This is a genomic window from Pseudomonas sp. NPDC077408 (genome assembly GCF_050269105.1).
GTDB lineage: Bacteria > Pseudomonadota > Gammaproteobacteria > Pseudomonadales > Pseudomonadaceae > Stutzerimonas.
Map to the genome: position 1 here is coordinate 562,767 of NZ_JBNNHS010000003.1, position 20,801 is coordinate 583,567.

The 20,801-nt window shown below is 59.5% G+C and carries 16 protein-coding genes; 9 read left to right on the forward strand and 7 right to left on the reverse strand.

The annotated features are described in order from the left end of the window. Positions 1–46: 46 nt before the first annotated feature. Positions 47–1,357, reverse strand: coding sequence for a trigger factor (tig, locus tag ACQKEK_RS11800; RefSeq protein ID WP_499142749.1), 1,311 nt, complete (start codon positions 1,355–1,357; stop codon positions 47–49). A gap of 409 nt (positions 1,358–1,766) precedes the next feature. Here tig and ACQKEK_RS11805 point away from each other — a divergent pair, with 409 nt between their 5' ends. The 5 genes from ACQKEK_RS11805 to ACQKEK_RS11825 all read left to right on the forward strand — a co-directional run bounded on the left by ACQKEK_RS11805 (position 1,767) and on the right by ACQKEK_RS11825 (position 5,826). Next, the gene (locus tag ACQKEK_RS11805; RefSeq protein WP_128121343.1) at positions 1,767–2,165 is read left to right on the forward strand and encodes a DoxX family protein; all 399 of its coding nucleotides are present in this window, start codon (positions 1,767–1,769) and stop codon (positions 2,163–2,165) included. A gap of 164 nt (positions 2,166–2,329) precedes the next feature. Further along, positions 2,330–2,734, forward strand: coding sequence for a hypothetical protein (locus ACQKEK_RS11810; protein ID WP_128121344.1), 405 nt, complete (start codon positions 2,330–2,332; stop codon positions 2,732–2,734). A gap of 286 nt (positions 2,735–3,020) precedes the next feature. Further along, positions 3,021–4,016: a DctP family TRAP transporter solute-binding subunit gene (locus tag ACQKEK_RS11815; protein ID WP_499142751.1), complete on the forward strand. Its 996-nt coding sequence runs from the start codon at positions 3,021–3,023 to the stop codon at positions 4,014–4,016. Between the two features lie 48 nt (positions 4,017–4,064). Beyond that, positions 4,065–4,541, forward strand: a complete 477-nt coding sequence (locus ACQKEK_RS11820) for a TRAP transporter small permease (RefSeq protein WP_499142753.1) — start codon at positions 4,065–4,067, stop codon at positions 4,539–4,541. Beyond that, complete coding sequence (locus ACQKEK_RS11825; RefSeq protein ID WP_127839160.1) at positions 4,531–5,826, forward strand: TRAP transporter large permease; 1,296 nt, start codon at positions 4,531–4,533, stop codon at positions 5,824–5,826. The genes ACQKEK_RS11820 and ACQKEK_RS11825 overlap by 11 nt, the downstream gene beginning before the upstream one ends. A 170-nt stretch (positions 5,827–5,996) precedes the next feature. Here the strand turns inward: ACQKEK_RS11825 and ACQKEK_RS11830 are convergent, their stop codons facing one another. The 6 genes from ACQKEK_RS11830 to ACQKEK_RS11855 all read right to left on the reverse strand — a co-directional run bounded on the left by ACQKEK_RS11830 (position 5,997) and on the right by ACQKEK_RS11855 (position 15,973). Next, complete coding sequence (locus ACQKEK_RS11830; RefSeq protein WP_499142951.1) at positions 5,997–7,172, reverse strand: NAD(P)-dependent oxidoreductase; 1,176 nt, start codon at positions 7,170–7,172, stop codon at positions 5,997–5,999. 301 nt (positions 7,173–7,473) lie between these two features. Beyond that, the gene (gene tpx / locus ACQKEK_RS11835; protein WP_499142754.1) at positions 7,474–7,974 is read right to left on the reverse strand and encodes a thiol peroxidase; all 501 of its coding nucleotides are present in this window, start codon (positions 7,972–7,974) and stop codon (positions 7,474–7,476) included. A gap of 47 nt (positions 7,975–8,021) precedes the next feature. Beyond that, on the reverse strand, positions 8,022–9,374 hold the full coding sequence (locus ACQKEK_RS11840; protein WP_127839159.1) for an alanine/glycine:cation symporter family protein: 1,353 nt from the start codon (positions 9,372–9,374) through the stop codon (positions 8,022–8,024). Between the two features lie 400 nt (positions 9,375–9,774). Further along, positions 9,775–13,410 carry a translocation/assembly module TamB domain-containing protein gene (locus ACQKEK_RS11845; RefSeq protein ID WP_499142952.1) on the reverse strand — a complete coding sequence of 1,212 codons (3,636 nt, stop codon included), beginning with the start codon at positions 13,408–13,410 and terminating at the stop codon, positions 9,775–9,777. Positions 13,411–13,463: 53 nt separating this feature from the next. Beyond that, complete coding sequence (locus ACQKEK_RS11850; RefSeq protein WP_499142756.1) at positions 13,464–15,191, reverse strand: autotransporter assembly complex protein TamA; 1,728 nt, start codon at positions 15,189–15,191, stop codon at positions 13,464–13,466. 143 nt (positions 15,192–15,334) lie between these two features. Next, positions 15,335–15,973, reverse strand: coding sequence for a GNAT family N-acetyltransferase (locus ACQKEK_RS11855; RefSeq protein ID WP_045427659.1), 639 nt, complete (start codon positions 15,971–15,973; stop codon positions 15,335–15,337). A gap of 145 nt (positions 15,974–16,118) precedes the next feature. On the opposite strand from ACQKEK_RS11855, the gene xthA reads away from it, so the two are divergent. From xthA to ACQKEK_RS11875, 4 genes are all read left to right on the forward strand, one after another. Further along, on the forward strand, positions 16,119–16,931 hold the full coding sequence (xthA, locus tag ACQKEK_RS11860; protein ID WP_127840655.1) for an exodeoxyribonuclease III: 813 nt from the start codon (positions 16,119–16,121) through the stop codon (positions 16,929–16,931). A gap of 148 nt (positions 16,932–17,079) precedes the next feature. Next, the gene (locus ACQKEK_RS11865; protein ID WP_499142757.1) at positions 17,080–18,450 is read left to right on the forward strand and encodes a substrate-binding domain-containing protein; all 1,371 of its coding nucleotides are present in this window, start codon (positions 17,080–17,082) and stop codon (positions 18,448–18,450) included. Between the two features lie 107 nt (positions 18,451–18,557). Further along, positions 18,558–19,493 (forward strand): carbohydrate kinase family protein, encoded by a 936-nt coding sequence (locus ACQKEK_RS11870; RefSeq protein WP_499142758.1) that lies wholly within the window; start codon positions 18,558–18,560, stop codon positions 19,491–19,493. Between the two features lie 68 nt (positions 19,494–19,561). Then, positions 19,562–20,467 carry an AraC family transcriptional regulator gene (locus tag ACQKEK_RS11875; RefSeq protein ID WP_499142759.1) on the forward strand — a complete coding sequence of 302 codons (906 nt, stop codon included), beginning with the start codon at positions 19,562–19,564 and terminating at the stop codon, positions 20,465–20,467. Positions 20,468–20,801 lie beyond the last annotated feature (334 nt).

Below are 20,801 nucleotides of genomic sequence, written 5' to 3' on the forward strand. Positions count from 1 at the left end.
CAGCTCAAGGCTGGCTTATGAATGTGCATTAAACGATTGAAGGAACTCAGGCAGCTTGCGGGGCTTCCGCAGGCTTCACTGCTTCTTCGTAGGAGACCGATTTGTCGGTCACTTTAGCCTGCTGCAGGACAGTATCTACAACTTGCTCTTCGAGCACAACAGACCGGACTTCGTTCAATTGCTCGTCGTTCTTGTAGTACCAGGACACGACCTGTTCCGGCTCTTGGTAGGCAGAGGCCATTTCCTCAATCAGCTCGCGAACGCGCGCATCATCAGGCTTGAGCTCGTACTGCTTGACCACTTCGGCAACGATCAGACCCAGCACAACACGACGTTTGGCCTGCTCCTCGAACAACTCAGCAGGCAGCTGATCAGGCTTGATATTACCGCCGAACTGTTGAACAGCCTGAACGCGCAGACGGTTCACTTCGTTATCGATCAGGGCCTTCGGCACTTCGATCGGGTTGGCGCTAACCAGACCGTCCATAACCTGGTTCTTGACCTTGGTCTTGATGGCCTGGCGCAGCTCGCGCTCCATGTTCTTTTTAACTTCCGCACGGAAGCCTTCCAGACCACCTTCCTGCACGCCGAACTGGGCGAAGAACTCATCATTCAGCTCTGGTAGTTGCGGGGCTTCTACGCCGTTCACGGTAACAGCGAACTCAGCCGTTTTGCCTGCCAGGTCGAGGTTCTGATAGTCCTCAGGGAATGTCGGGTTAATAACCCGCTCTTCACCAGCCTTGGCGCCAACGAGCGCAGACTCAAAGCCGGGAATCATGCGACCGGAACCCAAGACCAGCTGCGTGCCCTGAGCGGACCCGCCAGCGAAGGCCTCGCCATCGATTTTGCCAACAAAATCGATGTTCAGCTGATCGCCGTCTTCGGCAGCACGGTCAACCTTTTCGAAGCGTGTGTTCTGCTTTCGAAGGATCTCAAGCATGTTGTCGACATCAGAATCCGCCACTTCGGCCTGCAGACGCTCGACTTCGATGGCATCCAGACCAGCCACCTTGAATTCTGGGAACACTTCGAATGTGGCTACGTACTCGAGATCCTTACCCTTTTCGAACACCTTAGGCTCGACCGCCGGCGCGCCGGCGGGGTTCAGCTTTTCGGCAACGACAGCTTCATAGAAGGTCGCTTGAATCAGGTCGCCTAATGCTTCCTGGCGGGCAGCCGCTTCGTAACGCTGACGAATGACGCTCATCGGCACCTTGCCGGGACGGAAGCCTGGAATCTTTGCACGACTGGCGGTCTGTTGCAGACGCTTGTTGACTTCGGTCTCGATGCGCTCGACCGGCACGCCAATGGTCATGCGGCGCTCAAGAGCGGAGGTGCTTTCAACAGAAACTTGCATGGATTTTCCTCGTTGCACAGACATAAGCCGGCGTTCCGGCCCCAGAATGGGCAAGCATTCTAGTGGCTCGTACCAGAGAAGTCACCCTGCCTATCAGGCCGCAACCAAACACAGCAGCGAGTGGTTCAGTTGCGGCCACCGGAACGCAACCTGAGCGCCGGCAGCTGTACGCAAAATTGCAGTGGCTGATCGGAGATTGATCTGATCTCAAACGCACACGGCGGCACTGCGGACGATCCGCCATGCACGCCGCATCCACTGACGTGCCTGCGTAGCTGTAACGAGCTGAGCAACGGGGCCTGTTTAGGACGCCGTGTTCTTAGGAACTTGCCGGAGCATCCACCCTCTCAGTGGTCTATCTTTTGAGTAGCGCTACGACCGATCCTGAGCGAGAAGGATGAAACGAACCATGACCGATGATCTGGGTAAACTTGTGTTAAGGGTTTCGGTGGGTGTACTGATTCTCCTGCATGGCATCTTCAAGTTGCAAAACGGAGTCGACGGTATTGCCGGCATGCTCGGTAATCATGGCCTACCCACGTTTTTGGCTTATGGCGTTTATATAGGCGAGGTAGTCGGACCAGCCCTGGTCATTCTGGGTGTGTTTACCCGGATTGGCGCATTGCTCATAGCGGGCAACATGCTCGTCGCGTTTCTACTCGCCCACATGCAAGAGCTGTTCTCGCTCGGCCAAATGGGTGGCTGGGCGCTCGAGCTGCAAGGCATGTTTTTGTTTGGCGCGATTGCGATAGCCCTGCTTGGCGCAGGCAAATTCAGCGTTGGGGGCATTGCAGGGCGTTACAACTAATGAGTGTGTATCGATAGCCAGCTTCGGCGACAAGAATCGGACGTCTATCGCTAGAGGCATAAGCCCCTTGCAAACACTGACACGCTTCGCCCTTATCAAAGCTTACATGGTCCCCGATCGCTTCGTCGGCGCAGCAATTACATGATCGTAGCTATTATCAGCCCATGACCGCGTCCGTGCCGATCCGCCAACCCTGCCCGCCTGCCGCCTGCATCTGCGGGCGCGAGCAGTTGCTGGAAGACCCAAGCAAAGCCGACCTGCGCATCCTGCGGCTGACCCGCCAGGAGGAGAATCGTCTGCTAGCGCGCCTGGAAAACATTGAAAACCTGGCTGACCTTGAGCGCATGCAGCAACGAATCTACGAACAACTGGGGATTCGCCTGCGTATTGCGCCGGGCATCAACGAAGTGCGCAGCATGCGCGGCATTCGCATCGATATGTCCGAGCTGCCTGGCTTGTGTCGCAAAACCCGGCAATCCATTCCGGCTGCGATCCGCCGCGGCCTGGAAAAGCGCCCTGAAATCGCCTTCAGCCTGCTCAACGCGCACGACCTTTTGCGCGATGCCTGACTAGCGATCGCACTCCGACGAAAGATCAGCTATCCGCAATGGCACTCACTGTTGCCATCTGCGATAGTTGTACGACCAGTCGAATCCGGCCGGTATGCCACCTGCCCACAAGGCCGGCGGCACCTGTGACGCCTTGCGAGTCTCGCTGCTTCTATCCGCACGCAGCCTACCGCGTCTTTCGCGCAACCCGCGCGTGTCGATGGTTTACCAGCCATCGTTGAGCCGAGCACTATGCTCAGTGCCGGCCGTTCGCCAATAAAAATTCCGATCCGAACAAGGACGCCCCATGAAACTGACCCGCTGCTTGACCGCGCTGGCTGCCGCTGCTGCGCTTTCTGTCACTTGTGCCGCTTCGGCTCGTGAGTATTCCGTTTCCACTGTGCTTTCCGACGCCTTCCCCTGGGGGCAAGCCGCCCAGAAGTGGGCAGACCTGGTCGAGGAGCGCTCGAATGGCGAGATAACTCTGCGCGTATACCCCAACGCGCAATTGGTTGCCGGCGACCAGACCAAGGAATTTTCCGCCATGCGCTCCGGCTTGATCGACATGGCTGTCGGCTCGACCATTAACTGGTCACCACAAGTACCAGAGCTGAACCTATTTTCCCTGCCCTTTTTAATGGCCGACAGCGCCGATCTCGACGCCATCACTCAGGGTCAGGCTGGCAAGCAGACGTTCGCTGCTATCGAGAAACGAGGCATTGTCCCGCTCGCGTGGGGTGAGAACGGATTTCGCGAGATTTCCAACTCGGTCAAGCCTGTGAAGACGCCCGCCGACCTGAAGGGGTTGAAGATTCGCGTAGTCGGTTCGCCGCTTTTTCAAGACACCTTCACCGCCCTGGGCGCCAACCCGACGCAGATGAGCTGGGCCGATGCCAAACCGGCGCTCACCACTGGCGCAGTTGATGGCCAGGAAAACCCGCTGTCGGTGTTCGACGTGGCGCGGGTCGATCAGGTTGGGCAGAAGTACCTAACGCTCTGGCATTACATGGCCGACCCGTTGATCTTCGCGGTCAACCAGCGTGTCTGGAAAGAGCTGCCGGAAGCCGACCGCGAGCTGCTGCGCCAGGCCGCCATCGACGCTGGCAAGTGGGAAATCGAGCTATCGCGCAACGCCGAAGCCAAGCGTTTGGAAGACATCCGCGCTCGGGGCGTCGAAGTCACCGAACTGAGCGAGGCCGAGCATCAAGCGTTCGTCGATGCGACTCGCAGCGTGCAAGAGAAGTGGACATCTAAAATCGGCGCCGATCTGGTCGAAGCAGCCCGCACGGCCATAGCAAAGTAAAAACCGTTCTCCCCGACGGCGCGATGCCGTCGGGATTCGAGGAAACCCATGAACAATCGACAGGACGCGCGCCTTGAGCGCGTGCTGGCTACCCTAGCGCTGGTGATCATCAGCCTGATCAGCCTGGCCAACGTGGTGGTGCGCTATTTCACCGATGCCTCCTTCGCCTTTACTGAAGAATTTTCCGTTTTTCTTCTTGTGATTCTCACCTTCGCCGGCGCCTCGGTGGCCATGCGTAGTAACCGCCACATCCGCATAGGCTTTGCGGAGCGGATGTTTCCGCGCCTGCGTACGCCACTGATCCTGGTGCAGTGGCTGGCCAGCGCATTGGTGCTCGGCATGGTCCTCTGGCACGGCGGGCAGTTCGCGCTGGAGGAATACCAGTGGGAGTCCGAGTCTTCCGGCCTGGGGCTGCCGAACTGGTGGTATGTGGTCTGGCTGCCACTGCTCGCGCTGATGATGCTTCTACGCCTGACCCAGATGACGATCGACAGGCTGCGCGGGAGGCTCACCGATGAGCCCTGATCTCTGGATGCTCGCTAGCTTTCTAGTGTTGCTGCTGATTGGCGTACCGGTTGCGTTTTCCCTGGCGCTCTCCGGCGCCATTGGCATCCTTGCTGGTCTATCACCGGATATGCTCGCCACGCTCGGCACCAACACCTACAACGGCGTAGCCAAATACCCCCTGATTGCCATTCCGCTGTTCATCCTCACCGGCCTGGTGTTCGAGAAATCCGGCGTGGCGCTACGTCTGGTGCGCTTCGCCCAGGCCCTGATCGGCCCGCGCCACGGCGGCCTGGCGATGGTCGCCATCCTGGTCTGCTTGATCATGGGTGGCATGAGCGGCTCCGGTCCCGCCGATGCTGCCGCGGTGGCCATGGTGATGTTGCCGAGCATGACCCGTGCCGGCTACCCCAAGCCATTCTCAGCCACGCTGATAGCCGCATCCGCCTCGACAGCAATCCTGATTCCGCCTTCCATTGCGCTGATCCTCTATTCCATCGTGGTTCCCGGCGTCGACCTGAGGGCCTTGTTTGCAGCCGGACTTTTCCCCGGAATACTTGCAGGCCTTGTGTTGCTGCTACCTGCCTGGCTGTTGGCGCGCCGCTACGGTTGGGAGAATCCAGAAGGTGCTGAACGTCCACCGCTGGCTGACAGTTTCCGCCAAGCATTGCCAGCGCTCTTTGCCCCTGTACTGATTCTGGGCGGCCTTCGTAGCGGCCTGTTCACGCCGACCGAGGCAGCGGTTGCTGGCGTGACCTATGGCGTGGTCATCGGCTTGTTCGTTACGCGCGAACTGGACTGGCGCAACCTCTGGCGGCTCTGTGGCGAGGCAGCGGTGATCTCTGGCGTAGTGATGCTGATTATCGCGTTAGCGGGCATCTTCGCCTGGGCTGGCACGATGCTCGGCACCTTCCGCCACCTCGCCGAATGGCTGATTTCGCTGTCAGATAGCGGAGCGGTACTGCTCATCCTGGTGATGGTCGCAGTGTTGCTGGCCGGCATGCTGCTGGATGCAATTTCCATCTACCTGATCCTGATGCCGATCCTGATTCCTGTGATGCAGCACTTCGGCTGGAACCCGGTGTGGTTCGGTATTTTGCTGGCGATGAACATTGCCATCGGCCAATTCACCCCACCGGTCGCGATTAATCTTATGGTGACGGCGGAAGTCGCCAAGATTCGCTTGGAGCAAACGGTTGGTTGGGCCTTGCTGTTCGTTCTGGTGATGGGCAGCGCACTAATCCTAGTGGCGGTTTTTCCGGAAATCGCCCTGTGGCTGCCTAGAATGCTTGGCTATGCGGTCTAGTTGAGCTGGAGCTTCCACCCTAACGAGTCAGTCGTCGGAACGGCTGCAAAAACGGCCGATCCCGGTCACCGAGATCGGCCGTTCTCAACACTTGAAATAGGGTGGTGCTCCGAACGCTTGAACTAACAGAAAAAACAGTCGACTGGCTTTCGCTCAGTACGGGTCAGCTGTCAGCTGCCCATCACCGCCAAAGCGGCGCGACCATGGTCCGCCGACGATTTCTGCAGAGCGCTTGCCGCAGATGCGGCGCGCTGCTGCATGACGATGTCCAGTGCACGGCTGGGCAGGATGTCGACGTCATCGAAGGTAATGAGTTGACCCGGCTCGACCGCCCTCCTCAATGCAGTCTTGCGCAACAGGCCAATCGGGACATGATCCGGGTGCTGGTCGAGTTTCAGAGCCTCGCCGCGAAACTGGAATCCGCCGATGCCTCGCTCGATCAGCTCACCTGGGCGCATGGCTCGCTTGGCAATTGCGCCCACACCCAGAGTCGGTGTCACGGAGTTGTTCAGGAGCACATCACCACCACTGAGCACTCGGCGCACGGTTTTACCGACTTCCAGCGAACAGAGATGGAACGGGCGCACCAACGTGTAATAAGGGCCTGGGCCGAGCTTGAAATACTCGATGGCAGCCCGCTGATCGTCATCATGGCGACAGACCAAAAAAACACCGCCTGCGGGATAACCGGAAGGAATCAGATAATCCACAAAGGGTTGCCCCAGCCGCTCGGCCATCATGCCTAGCAGGTTGCCCGATTCCGTCAAATTGGTCGAAGCCAGGCCTTCCAGCCCCTGCTTGGTGATCGTTGCGCCCAGGCCGTTGCCGACAATTGCCTGTTCGATCTGCACTTTGGTGCCGTCGGTGAACGAAGTGGTCTGGTCTACGCTGATGCCTTGGCGCTTTGCCCAGTACCGCATGTCTTCAACCGAGGGATCGTGGTTCAGGTAGCCTTTCATGTTGCCGTAGACCAACGGTTTGAAGCCCATCATCAAGGCTTCTTCATGAAGTGCCGCTAATGACCCCGGCTGGTCGCCCTCGGCCTCGGTAAGGAAGCCCTTGCCAGCCAAGTACGAACCTGTGGTGACCTGAAGCTCAGCATTGATTGTCACAACCGGCAAGCCAGCCTCGAACGCACGCTCGATGACCTCGGTGCCATGAAAGACATCACCGCTGCACTCGACGATCAGGTCAGCATCAGCGATCAGATGGTCGATCGAATTGGTAAGGCGTTCAGACAGCGGAAAATCAGTGAAGGAATTCAACGGACGGCGAGTCAGTACTCGCGAGATTTCCAGATCGTGATAGTGCTGCTTGATCAGCCGGATGAAGCAGTGCGCGATCATCCCTGTGCCGGATACACCGATCTTCTTCTTGATGTGCGAGCTAGACATAAGCGAATCCATTCAATAGGCAACGAATGCTCTGACCGCAGCGACAGAAAAAGATTTTACGGTGCTGCAAATCAGCGCCTGTCGCCGTTGCCTGGCACGGCTGCGTTTGGAAAACCACATACTGAAGCTAAGCGTCAGCAGGGTTATTCAGCCAATTGATTAATGGCAGAGAAGAGGCGCGGCTGGGGTGTATTTTTGTCGTCAGATTTCAAAGGCAAAGGAAGCGGCGTTGCACCGCTTCCTATTGGCAGAGCTATTTAAGCGCCGCAATCGCAGCGTCGTAGTCCGGCTCCGAACCGACCTCGGCAACCAGCTCGCTGTGAAGCACCTGGTCCTGTTCATCCAACACGACGACAGCGCGAGCCGACACACCAGCAAGCGGGCCGCTTGCGATCAATACGCCGTAGTTCTCGAGGAACTCGCGCCCACGCATGGTGGATAGGTTAATGACGTTATCCAAGCCTTCAGAGCCGCAGAAGCGCTTCTGCGCAAAAGGCAAATCGGCAGAGATACACAGCACCACTGTATTAGCCAGTTCGTTGGCCTGTGCATTGAACTTGCGCACCGAGGTGGCACAGGTCGGCGTATCGATGCTTGGGAAGATGTTCAAGATCTTTCGCTTACCCGCGAAGCTCGCAAGCGTCACGTCGGACAGATCTCCGCCTACCAGGCTGAACGGCGCCGCCTTCTGGCCAGCCTGCGGAAAGTTGCCGGCAACCTGGATCGGATTGCCTTTCAGGGTTACTTCAGTCATGTGGATCCTCTCAGTCATGGGCCGCGGGCGTACCCGCGGCCCGGGTTTTAGGCGGCGTGTGTGCGGGCAAAGTATTCCTTGGTCAACTTGACCACCACCGGGCTCAGCAGCAGCAGCGCGACGAGGTTAGGAATGGCCATCAGCCCATTCAGGGTGTCTGCCAACAGCCAGGCGAAATCGAGTTGAGCGATTGCACCGAACGGAACAGCCAGGACCCAGATGACCCGGAACGGCCAGATCGCCTTGGTACCGACCAAGAACTCCCAGCACTTTTCGCCGAAATAGCTCCAGCCCAGGATCGTGGTGAACGCGAACACCACCAGTGCAATGGTTAACAACGCCGCACCAACACCGGGCATTGCCGATTCGAAGGCTGCTGCAGACAGCGCCGCACCGCTCTCGCCGCCGGTCCAGACACCGGAGCAGATGATCGCCAGACCGGTGATCGAGCAAATGATGATGGTGTCGATAAAGGTCCCCATCATGCCGATAAGACCCGAGCGTACCGAGCTTTTAGTGGTGCCGGCGGCCTGCGCGATACCTGCAGTGCCCAGCCCCGCTTCGTTGGAGAAGATGCCACGCGCCACACCGAAGCGAATCGCAGCCATCACAGCCGCACCGGCAAAGCCGCCGGTCGCAGCGATTGGCGAGAAGGCGTGCGTGAAGATCAAGTCGAACGCAGCCGGCAGCTCAGCAGCATGCACCACCAGCACCACGATGCCGGCGATGACATAGGCTACGCACATGAACGGCACCAACGCGGCGGCTACCGCACCGATGCGCTTGATGCCGCCAAGAATGACCAGCCCAACGAACAGCATGGTGACCAGACCGGTGACCCACAGCGGTACTGAGAACGTGGCTTCCAGCGCCAACGCCATGCTGTTGACCTGCACCATGTTGCCGATACCGAACCCAGCCAAGCCGCCAAAGATGGCAAAGGCGCCGCCCAGCCATAACCAGCGCTTGTGCAAGCCGTTCTTGATGGCGTACATCGGTCCGCCGACATGCTCGCCGCGGTCATCCTTTTCCCGGTAATGCACAGCCAGCACGACCTCGCAGTACTTGGTCGCCATTCCCACCAGCGCCGTGCACCACATCCAGAACAGCGCGCCAGGTCCGCCGAGAAAAATTGCGGTGGCGACACCGGCAATGTTGCCGGTGCCCACGGTTGCGGCCAGACACGTCATCAGCGCTTGAAACGGGCTGATTTCCCCTGTGTCGTCGTCGCCTTTTGTACGTCCGCGCCAGATCAGTGCGAAACCAGTACCTATACGCACCAGCGGCATGAACTTGAGCAGGACCATAAGGAAAAGACCGGTACCGAGAATCAGCACCAGCATGGGCGGTCCCCAGACGAGACCGTTGACGCTATTAACCAGGTTTTGCAGGAATTCCATTCAAGGCACCCTTATTGATTATGTTAGACATCCTTGCCCGAGCGGGCCGAGTCGGAACGAACACTGAACGGCGCGTGGAGTACGCGACTTCAACTGCTGCCCGAACGACCCGGTAATACTCCGACTTCAATGTCCGGAGCGTTACCGACAACCTGCAAGACTCGTGCTAGAGCCTCGCATCAGCCGCCATGCAAGGAGCGACCGAGCGATCCTACCACCACCTTCAGCCCTTGGCGCCACACCCTTTGTGTGGGATCTGCAGCGTATGAGCGGGACGAGCGAGCGACCGGTTAGTCAGCCTGCGAATCCCCGCCAGGTTGCCGCATACGGAAGCCTGTGAGCGTAGCCTAGCGCGGCACCAATGCCAGTCGATCCGCGGCATTTTTTAGGGAGGTTGTGATCAGAAATCGCGTCTGTAAAAGACATCCAACGAACTGGCGAGCCCGCTGGCCGCTTCGAGGAAAATCCGCTTAGTCAGCTGATAGCGCAACGCAACCGTATTGGCGGGCTCGAACACCCCAACGCCATAACGTAAGGTCAGCCGATCCGTTAGCTTCCCGCTCGCGACTACGCTGGTGTCTGCACCGCTGCCTTCGGTGTCCAGCTGAAAATCCTCGATACCCAGGCGTTGCGCGACGTTGCCGGTAATCGACGCGCTGCCGGCCAAGCCGAGTCCAAGGGCCGCTTGGGCCAGCAGATTGCTGTCGCCCGTCTCGGCGCCAAGGGGCCGGCCAAGCACCAGGTAGGACAATGCCTGCTCCTGACTCATGGCGGGCTCAGCAAATACATCGATGCGGGGCTGCTCTGCACTGCCGGTAATACGCAGGCCAGCAATGACGTTCTCGTCTTCGATACGCCGAATGGCTTCGATATCCAGGTAGGGTTGCGACAGCACACCGGTGAACAACAACCGCGCGCGACGGATCGTCAGGCGCTGGCCGTAAGCGCGGTAACGGCCCTTGTTGAGACTGAGTTCACCACGCGCATCGAAGTCGTCGCCTATGTGCAGGTAGCCGGCAAGATCCGCCGTTAGACCGAAGCCGGAAAAGCGCAGCCTGTCCTGCCCGACTTCAACGTCGACATCCATGCGAATGGCCAAGGGTGGCTTGTTCTCTTCCGCTTCGGCGCCGACGATGACCGCATCCTCAGACACCTTCACTGTCGAGGGCGGCAGCTCGCGGACAGTAATTTCGCCGCGTGGCACACGAAGCTTCCCGCTTACGGCCAACTGCTCATCAGCCAACTGAATGCGTAGATCGGGCGCGATTTCGAGCTCAGCATAGGGTTCTACGATCACAGGCAACTGACTGCCGCTGATCCGCAGATCGAGGTCCAGCGCCTGTGCCCAATCGATCGTTCCCGCAATCTGCCCCTGGCCCTGCTCGCCGCTGCGCCAGTCACCGTCGACACGAACCCGCTCGCCGTCGATGATGGCCGTGACCTGCAGCTGCTCGAAGCTGACCGGCAGCTCAGCGCCCGCGATCTCGCCTTCAGTAAGCCTCAGTTCTCCGTTGATCTGCGGCTGTTGCAGCGTGCCCGAGATCTGGCCATTGCCGTTCAGTTGTCCGTCGAGTCGCTCGACCTGCGCAACAAAAGGCTTGATAACAGACAGATCGAAATTGCTTAGCTGGAAATTGCCAGAAATTGGCTTGACCTCACCACTGGGGTCTACCTGCAGCCGGACATCCAGATCGCCAAGATCACCTCCCTCGAATCGCAGCCTGCTATCCACCTGTTTCGGGGCTAGTTGGCTAGTCAACGACAAGGTCTGGTACGGGAAATCGAGCCACTGCTCACCGTCGCGCATGCGCAACATGCCAGGGCCGGCGTCGACACGGATAGACCCGCTTGGGCCCGCGCTCGACAGATCCAGCGCTAGATCCGCATTGACTTCGCCCTGCCAGATCAGATTGTCCGGCAGGTATTCAGCAAGCGACTCAAGCGGAAAGTCGCGCAGGCGGTAACGCAACTGTGGGTCAGGCTGCAGCCGCTGATCGTCGGCACACAGCGTGGCTTGCCCTGAGAGCCAGCAGTGCGCGCCGAATGTAATCCGACCGTTCTCCAGGCGCTGCAGGGTTGCTGGGTCCCGCAATGCCCACTGCTGCCCCCGGGCATCCAGTTCGGCTTCTACCAACCGGCCCCGCCAATCGCCACCTTCGAGCCCACCGGTCAACGCCAACGACAAGTCGAGCAATGGCCCTTGCAGCATCAGGCTCGCCTGGTGGTCGGTTTGCGTGCCTTCGGCGCTCAGTTGCAACTGACCCACTTCGGTCGCTCCGGCCTGTAAGCCTGTTGCGTCCAGGCTGAGCTGGCCGCGCTCGCCCTCCAAGAGACTGGCGGCAAGTTGCAAGCGCTGGATTCGATTATTCTGGAACGCAACATCAGCGCCGCTGAGCGCCAGCTTTCCCTGAGGTGCGTCTGGCGTGCCTGCCAGGTCGAGGTTACCCGTCAGTTTGCCGCTCAGGTCAGGCCAAAGCTGGCCCAGACGCGAGAGATCGAGCGCCAGGTTCGCCTCAAGCGTCTCAGCCCAGCGCCCACTGCCCTGGATGCGGTTGTCGCCAAGACGCAGATCGACCATCGGCAGGTTCCAGGTGGTGTTTTCGCCGCTCGCCTGTAGCTGGAGCTTGAGCGGCTGTTTGCGCAACGTGCCATTCAAGTCGAGAGCGGCCTCAGCCTGCAGATTTTCGTTTCGCAAGGCTCCGCTACTGCTCAACGTGCCGCCGATCTGCCCTGGCAGCTCCGCGACCCAATAAGACGGATCGAATTCGCTCAGCTTAAGCCGAGTCGTCCAGTCGACGCCGTCTGCGAACCCGACGCTGAGGTTTCCTTCGGCCCTGCCCTGTCCGGCTAGCAGCTCCAGCTGCGGCAGGTGAACGACTTCGAGGTTGCCGCTGACAGGGCTCTGCAGCGTGAAATCACCGGAAGGGCCTGTCAGCGCAGCATTGAAATTCCCGAGGTAGTTACCGTCGTCATACTGGATCTGCGCATCGAGGGTTCGCAGCGCAACAGGTGGTTCCTCAATATCGGGATAGAGGCGGCGCCATGGGAAATTACGCCAAGCCAACTGGGCTTCTGCATCCAGACCGTCCTGCCAGCTAACGGCACCGCTCAAGTCGACGCCCTGCTGCTCGCCCGCATCCAGGCTAAAGGCCTCGATCTCTGCGTGCACCTTGTCCACCAGGCCGTTCAGTGCAACAGCCACCGCACCGCCCTCGCCTTGCAGGCTCCCGTTACCGTCCAGGCGGTAGCCCTGTTCCATATTGCCTTTGACGGTCAGCTCCAGCGCCTCCAGACGCAAGGCATCTGGCAGCTCTGGTGCAGCCTTGAAATCCTCCAACGCCAACAGCAGATTTGCTGGTACGTCCGGTTCAAGCGGGCGCACCCAGCCGCTGAGTTTGGCGTCCAGGTAGCCCTGACTTTGTACGTCGACCATCAAATGTTCGCGCAGCTCGCCATCAACCTCGAACTTCAATGCCCAGGGCTGCGCGTTTGGCGAGCGGATCGCCACAGTCCCCCCCAGCGCCAGCGGCCAGTCGGCTCTGGTCAGCAGGCGGCCCGCAAGTTCGAGCACAACGTCATCACGGCGAACCTTCAAAGACCTGATGGCGAGCCCCTGCTCGTCCCAGTCTGCCTGCAGTTCGGCCCCCTGCAATTGTTGAACGCCGTTGAGATTGACCGCACCGATGTCGACGCGCTCGATGCGCAGCTCAAGCGGCAGATCAAACTCAGGTAATTTGAAGGGCTCGCTTGCTGTCTCTTCTTCGTCAGCAGGTGGAAACTGCAGATCGATATCGCCAGTGACCAGCTCTTCAATGCAAAGGGTCTTACGCAGCAAGCAACTGGGCGACCAGCTCATCTGCGGCGACGCCACTTCGACCCGGCGACTATCTTGTTCCCAGACCAGACCGTCCGCCTGCCAACGGCCGCCTAGACGCCCGCTGAATGCTTCGAGCTGCAGCCCAGGGACTTTGCCCAACACCCAACGACTACCGGCTTCGGTACCGACCAGCAGGCCAACCGCCAGAACGATGGCCATGAGCAGGGCCAACGGAAACAGCAGCACCCAGCTGACTATCTTCGCACTACGCCTCAAAGCTCCGGCCCCATGGAAAAATGCAACCGAACGCCACCTTCCCCATCCAGCGGATGAGCCAAGTCCACGCGAATCGGCCCAACCGGAGAGACCCAGCGCACGCCGACACCTACGCTGCTTTTGAGGCTCGGCAGCTCTAACGAGTTGAACGAATTACCCTGGTCGACAAAGGTCGCCACGCGCCATTTCTCGGTCAGCGAATACTGGTACTCGGCGCTGACCGCGAGCTGGTAACGCCCACCGATTCGGTCACCATCGGAGTTGGTCGGTGACAGACTCTGGTAGTCGTAGCCCCGCACGCTTTGGTCACCACCGGCGAAATAGCGCAGCGATGGCGGCACGTTGGTGTATTCGTCCGTCCAGTTGCCGCCCACTTCCACCCGCCCGAGAAAGCGATGCCGAGCGCCCAGCGTGGTCAGGCCCTTGACCGTCGCGTTGGCATGGACCAGATCAGCATCCGAGAACACGCCTTCCTTCGCCGCGCCCAGTTCGAACCTCAAGCGATAGCCATGACTGGGATCGAGGCGGTTGTCGCTGCGCAGAAAGCTGTAAGCGACACCAGGCATCAGCAAGGTGCTGACCCCCGAATCATCGCCCAGCTCGTACTGCTCATGGCGCCACTTCAATGCCCAAACGCGCTGCCAACCGCTGGGCAACCTGCGGTGCCACTCGGGGCCAACCGTCAGCAGTCGACTCAGGCTGTCTTTGTCGCTCAGCTCTTCGTATTGATAGCCAGCCGCATAGCGCAGTTTGTCGGTCAAAGGTGGGTCCAGCGGCACGTCATAGAAGAAGCCGACGTTCTGCCGCGGCGCGGACAGTTCGGACTCTATGCCGTAGCTGTGACCCTGCGGATTGACCCAATGACGGGTGAAATCGAAGCGTATACGTGGCCCGACGTCGGTCGAATAGCCCAGACCAAGTCCGAGCGTGCGCGGCTCTCGGGTGGTCAACTGCACCGCGACGGGAATGCGCTGTTGATCGGCGTTGGCCGGATTGGCATCGACCCGCACACCTTCAAAATAGCCGCTGGACTGCATCGCCTGGTTGAGCTCGGCAATCAGCTCCGAGTCATACGGCGTGCCGGGTTCGAAAGGCACCATGCGCGCCAGCAGATCCGGGTCAAACGGCGAGTCACCTTCGAAACCAACATCGCCAAGCAGATAGCGCGGCCCGCTGTTGAAGACCAACTCGACGTCAGCGGCATTCGTGTCGGGGTTGATCTCCAGACGTTGACGCTCGAAACGTCCGTCGAAAAACCCATAGCGCGAGGCCTGGTTGAGAATCCGTTGTTTGACCGCTTCGTACTGCCCGTGATTGAGCACAGCGCCTGGTTTCAAGGTGTTGCGCGGCACCCGAAACGTCTGCAGTTCGGCGGCCGGTCCGTTGACCTGCACCTTGATATCCCGCAGACGAACCGGCTCACCGGGCTTGATTCGCAGCGCCAACTGGGGATTTTCCCCATCGGTGACCCTGGTTTCGATTTCAGCATGGTAATAGCCCAACGCCTGCAGGGCTTTGTTCGCCTGCTCCTGGGCGATACGGCTGTAGCGCAGCAGTTCTTCTTCGTTGCGATCGCCTAGCTCGCCGATGTAGTTCTCGACGTTTTCCCGCAGCGCATCGTTTGATGGCGTGAGCTTGACGTCGAGTTCAGCTGCGTACACCGCTGATGCACAGCACAACATGAGGCCTGTCGGAACGACACGGCGAAGGAGAAAAATAGGCATGGCCAAGGATGCTAGCACGCTGCGCACTGGGCTTTGGCGAAGTGTCGATGCGTGTAGCTCGGCATATACAGCGTCAGACAAGAGCATGGGAGCACTTCTTTGGACAACACCTGTACGACTGCCGCCCCTGCGCAAAATTCGCTCTATGCAGTAGATGATTCGACCTGTCGCGGCGCCGGATGGAAGAACACATGCTCAACGACCGGGCCGATCGCCACTTGGCCAATGTCCTGGTAGCCCTGACGTTCATAAAAGTGCAGGTAGCGCGGGTTGCCAGTGTCGATCACCAGGCCTTCCGATGCCGAGTCCGCAGCACACCAGTTATGCAGCGCTTCAAGCAGCTGTTCGCCATAGTGTTGCCCCTGGCACTTGGGATGAACCGCCATCAGCGGCAATACATGATAGGAGCCCGGCGGCAGACAACCCAGCACCGCGGCGTGGTAATCAAGGTAACGCCGCGTACAGCGAAAGCCCGCTGTGAGCAGCATGCGCATTCGCCAGGCCCAGCTTTCGGTAATGTCCAGCCGACGCTGCGGTGGCGCAATCAGCGCGGCAGCGATCAGCCGATCATCGAGCAACAGCCCAAGCGCGGGCTGATCCTGCAGCAGGTGCTGATTGACCAGCTCGCGGACGGTTGCGCGGACACGCTGCTCGTAGCCGGGGCGATCAGCTTCGAACAGATAGGCGAAGGTCGGTTCGTGTCGGTAAGCGTTGTACAGAAGCGAGCGTATTTCCCTGGCGTAACCACTGTCGAGCATTCGTACTTCTGCAGTCATCGGCATGGCGGTTCTCTTGTTATGTCCTCGGAGCTTGTTTCACGTTAGCACCCGTATCGGAGTCCTGCCGGACGAGAACCTGATTGATGATTACGGCTCGCCGTAGCACCGCCATACCAGTAGAATCGCCGTTTTGACGGAGTCGCTGCCGATGAAGCTTGTTTCTTTCAATATCAATGGTTTAAGAGCTAGACCTCATCAGCTTTCTGCCATTATTGAGAAGCATCAGCCCGACGTGATCGGTCTGCAGGAAACCAAAGTTGCGGACGAGCAGTTTCCTCAAGCCGAAATCGAAGCCCTTGGCTATCACGTTCATTTTCACGGCCAAAAAGGGCACTACGGCGTCGCGCTGTTATCCCGACAGGCTCCACTTGAGATCCACAAAGGCTTTCCCGGCGACGGCGAAGAATCGCAGAAGCGTTTCATCTGGGGCCGCTTTGCCGATGCCAACGGCGAGCCGGTTACCGTCATGAACGGTTATTTCCCACAAGGCGAAAGCCGCATTCATCCCACCAAGTTTCCCGCCAAAACCAAGTTCTACGCAGATCTTCAGGCGCTGCTCGAAGAGCGCTTTACCCCGGAGCAGTCCGTGGCCGTGATGGGAGACTTCAACATCTCGCCGGAAGACTGTGACATCGGCATTGGGGAGGTGAACGCCAAGCGCTGGCTGCGCACCGGCAAATGCAGCTTTCTGCCGGAAGAACGCGAGTGGTTGGCTCGCCTGAAGAACTGGGGATTGCAAGACAGCTTCCGTACGCTCAACCCCGAAGTCGTCGATCGCTTCAGCTGGTTCGATTACCGCAGCCGCGGATTCGAAGATGACCCACGCCGAGGGCTGCGCATCGACCTGATCCTGACCACTGCAGGTCTACATGAGCGCGTCACAGATTGCGGTGTCGACTATGACATCCGCAGCATGGAAAAACCCTCGGACCACTGCCCCGTGTGGATCGCGCTGCGCTGATCATCATGCTGCTGATGCCGCAGGTTGGGCGAGCCTACACATAGTTTTGCGATCTGATCGACAACCCCGACCCGCCGCGGCCGACTGTCACATAACGGTAAGCAAAGCGTCTTAATCTCCCCGCTTCTTTGAAAGGGAGAGTCATCGCATGACAGGTTCAGCGTCCGTACGCGGCAAGGGAAAGCGGGCGCTGCGCCTGTGGGCCTTCGGCCTACTTTGCGCCAGCCCGCTCGTGCTAGGCGAGCCATTGGCTACCCCCGTCAACAACAGTCCGGTCCTGCGTATTCAGGGTTCAAACACGGTCGGTGCGAAGCTCGCACCGATGCTGCTGGCCGGCTTCTTCGAGGCGCAGGGCCTGAATTCGGTGCGAATCAGCCCGGCCGGCAAGGAGAACGAACAGCGCATCAGTGCCATCGACAGCTCTGGCCGAGCGGTTCATGCCCTTGTTGCAGCACACGGCACCGGCACCGGTTTCGCCGGGCTTAAAGACGGCTCCTCTGATCTCGCGGCTGCTTCGCGCCCCATCAAGGACAGCGAGTATGCAAGTCTCTCCGCCCTCGGCGACTTGCGCAGCGCAGCAGCCGAGCAGGTGATCGCGATCGACGGACTGGCAATCATCGTCAGCCCCGACAACCCAGTCTCTTCACTCAGCGTTGAGCAGGTCGCCAACCTGTTTGCCGGTGAAATCCACAACTGGAAAGCGCTCGGCGGCAAAGACATACCTGTGGAGCTGCACGCGCGGGATGACCAGTCCGGCACCTTCGACACTTTCAAGGAGCTGGTGCTCGGAGCGCAGGGGAAGACATTGGCCGCAAATGCCGCCCGCTATGAATCCAATGACCAACTCTCACAGATCGTCAGTGGTCGCCCCGGCGCGATCGGTTTCGTCGGCCTCGCATCGGTGGGTAAAGCCCGCGCACTGGCAATAGCAGACGGTGATTCACAGCCCATGCTACCCAGCACAGCGCTGGTGGCGACCGAGGACTATCCATTGTCGCGGCGGTTGTTTTTCTATGCGAACCCGGCTCAGCAGTCGGAGTGGACCCGAACCTTTCTAGGCTTCATGCACAGTGCTGCTGGCCAAGCCATCGTCGCCAAGTCGGGCTACATCGGGCAAGCCATCAACGCGATCACCCTCACTCCATCGCCTGGCATGCCGCAGCCGTACCAAAACCTCGCCAGCCAGGCGCAGCGTCTGACGGTTAACTTCCGCTTCGATGAAGGTAGCGCGCGCTTGGACAACAAGGCGCAACGTGACGTCGAGCGGCTGATCGAGTACCTGCAGAGCACCAACAAAACGATGAGCGCGGCGGTCCTGGTTGGATTCGGAGACGCTCGGGGCGACCCGGCGCGTACCGCTTTGCTCTCAAAACTTCGCGCCATGGCGGTACGTAGAGAACTCGCCCGTGGCGGCGTACTCGTTAGAGAAATCAACGGCTTAGGAGATGAACTTCCAGTAGCCTCGAATACGCATAGCGGTCGCGTAAAGAATCGCCGTGTCGAGGTATGGGTGTATTGAACGACGGCGAACCTGTGCAAAAACGTATCGACCGATAGCCTACGGCGTACTGTTACGTCGCGACGGGCACGATTAAGCTCAAACGATTTCCAGCAGCGGAAATGATCATGTACCTGGTTTGTGGCGAAGCCCTGTTCGACGTTTTCGTAGCGCCCGGGGGCACCCCGCGCAATCGCTTGAGTCTCGACGCGGTGGCTGGCGGCTCGCCCTTTAACGTAGCGGTCGGCCTCTCCCGCCTCGGCACGCCGTCGGCTTTGTTCACGGGCATGTCCCGAGACCATTTGGGGCAGCAATTGCGGCAAGTGCTCGAGGACGAAGGAGTCGATACGCGCTATTTGATCGGCTTCGATGCACCCACCACACTGGCGATGGTCGCCCTGGGTGCCAACGGCTCACCCGTCTACAGCTTTCGCGGCGAAGGCTGTGCCGATCGACTCCCACGCGCCGAGCATCTCGCCTCGCTCAGCGATGAGATCCGGGGCATTCACGTCGGCTCCTACTCCATCGTCACCGCCCCGATCGCCGACACCCTGCTGTCGCTGGTCCGCCGCGAAAGCGAGCGCCGGCTCATTTCCTTCGATCCCAACATCCGCCTAAACGTCGAACCGGACCTGGCCCGCTGGCGCGAGCGTGTCGAGGCGATCGCTGCGCTTGCGCATCTCATCAAGGTCAGCGATGAGGATCTGGCTCTGCTTTATCCTGGCGAAACCCCCGAATCCATCGCCCGGCGCTGGTTGCAAGGAGGCTGCGAACTGGTGGTGTTGACCCGAGGCAGAGAAGGCGCGCAGTTGTTCAGCCGCCGCCAGGGCGAGTTTTATGTGGAGGCAAAACCTGTGAACGTGCGCGATACGGTTGGTGCCGGCGATACCTTCCAGGCCGCGCTGCTCAGCTACCTGCACGAACACAAGCTGGATACAGCCGCAGCCCTGGCGCAGATTCAGCGCGACCAGTTGCAAGCCATGCTGGCGTTTGCCGTTCAGGCAGCGGCAATCACCTGTTCCCGTCGCGGCCCGGACCTGCCCTACCGATACGAAATTGTCTGACGGTTGGCCATAACAGCGCGAACATCTATAACCCCAAGGGGACAACAATAAGGACGACGGAACCGGGCATGAAAGCGTTAAAGATCTCCGACCCATCCTACGAACTGATGGGCGATCACCACGGCAACTCGCTGATCTACCGTGAGCATGGTTTTCCGTGCCCGCTGGTGCGCTGGCACAACCACAAGGAATACGAACTGCATTTGATCGTCGCCAGTTCGGGCAAGGTCTTCGTTGGGGATTATGTCGGCAATTTCGGTCCCAACAGCCTGTTCCTGACCGGCCCAAATCTGCCACACAACTGGATCAGCCAGGTCGATGAGGGTGAAGTGGTCGCCAAGCGCGACATGCTCGTCAATTTCACCGACGAACTGTTCGAAGCGGGCCACAACGTGTTTTCCGAACTACGCAGTTTGACGCCGATGCTCGAACGTTCACGCTATGGGATCGAGTACCGCTGTCCGCAGACCATTGCCGAGGCCAGCAGGCTGATGCATCGGGTCGCCGGCAGCGGCGGGGCCACCCGCCTCGGCTATTTCCTGATCATGCTGGAGCTGCTGGCCAGCTGCGACGACTACCAGCTGCTCTCCGGCGCCACCTCGTCGCAGCTGGGAGATGAGCACCACGCCGACCGCACCAACATGGCGGTCAACTACATCTTCGACCATTACATGCGCGAACTGCCGCTCGAAGAAGTCGCGGGTCACCTGGGCATGAAGCCCACCTATTTTTCACGCTTTTTCAAACGCGCCACTGGGCGCTGTTATGTCGAGTTCGTCAACAGCCTGCGCATCAGCAAGTCCTGCGAGCTGCTGCTGGACAATGACAAGCCGGTCACCGACGTCTGCTTTGAGTCGGGCTTCAATAACCTGTCCAATTTCAATCGTCGCTTTCAGCAGCTCAAGGGCATGACCCCCTCCTGCTACCGCCGTCTGGTTGAGCAGCGGTTGACCGAGCAGAACCTCGCCAGCTGATACGCTTCGTCGCTGCGTGTCACATGAGGATCTCCCGCCGTCATGAACGGTTAAAGGCCGGTCGCGCCGCTTTTCTCCGAGGTTTCAGAGCGCTAGCCCACACTAAGCGAGCGCTTGCGCAGGTACCAAATCAACCTCATTGATCAACCGTAACGGTGCAAAAAAGTACCAGATGATGTGCAGTCAGGGCTTTGTGAGCCTGACACTCCCGGCGTTGTAATGCTCGCGAGCCGCTCGTACCGCAGTAAGCGAGCCACAACAAAAACAATAAGTGCTTCCGCCCTCCGGCCGCGGAAGAGGAGCCCTCGATGAAATTTGCGAAGTTGCTAATCGG